At 31.4% G+C, this 1,015-nt stretch carries 1 protein-coding gene; it reads left to right on the forward strand.

Features of this window, described 5'->3' with window-relative positions:
* Positions 1-1,015 (forward strand): PAS domain-containing protein (locus ABJD66_RS14865; RefSeq protein WP_348133052.1); only part of this gene is annotated, 1,015 nt, incomplete at both ends.

Genomic DNA, 1,015 nt, shown 5'->3' on the forward strand with positions numbered 1-1,015 from the left:
GATGTTTTTCCAGACACTACTGAAGAAATCAAAAAGATACACGAGTATTGTTTAAAAGGTAGTTATATAAGTTTTGAGGGAGAAAAGGTTTTAAGTAGTACGGGAAAGGTACAATGGTTTAATTATAAAATTAACTCTTGGAAGAATGAAAAAGGAAAAGTAGGAGGTCTAATAATTGTTAGAGAAGATATTTCTAATAGACGTAATGAAGAAGAGTATCGCCTAAAGGCTCAGGAAATAGCAAATATTGGTGGTTGGGAAGTAAATTTAGTGAGTAATGAGGTGTACTGGACTAGTATTACTAAAGAAATACATGGCCTGGATGATAGTTACGTTCCTACCTTAGAAAGCGGAATTAACTTTTATAAAGAAGGGTACCATAGAGAAAAAATTGTACTACTAATTAGTGATGCCATTGGTAAAGGAATTCCTTGGGATGTAGAGCTTATAATAGTAACCTCTACAGGAATAGAAAAGTGGGTGCGGGCAATTGGTAAAGTAGAATATATAGATGGTAAAGCTGTTAAGTTAACAGGAACTTTTCAGGATGTTGACACTAAAAAAAGAGCAGAGTTAGCTCATTTTGAAACTCAAAAAAGATTAAATATAGCAACCAAAACAGCAAATATTGGTGTTTGGGACTATGACCTATTTAAGCAAGAATTAAGTTGTGACAACGCAACTCTTTTGTTGTATGAGAGTAAAAAAGAAAATACAAATAACTTGTATAAATCTTGGAAAAATAGATTGTTAGAAGAAGATAGGGAAAGGGTTGTTAATGAAATGTATTATGCAATACAGAATAAAGATGAATTTAATACAGAGTTTAGAATTAAGCTTAAAAGCGGAAAAATAAAATATATAAAATCTATAGCACAACTTCATAAAGACCCAAATACTGGATCAATTAAAATGATAGGCGCCAATTGGGATATTACAGAGTATAAAAATACTGTGTTAAAGTTAGATAAAAGAAAAGAGTCTTTTGCAGGGGTTTTTAATAACTCATCTGTAG

It is taken from the genome of Cellulophaga sp., from assembly GCF_039943695.1.
Taxonomy (GTDB): domain Bacteria; phylum Bacteroidota; class Bacteroidia; order Flavobacteriales; family Flavobacteriaceae; genus Cellulophaga.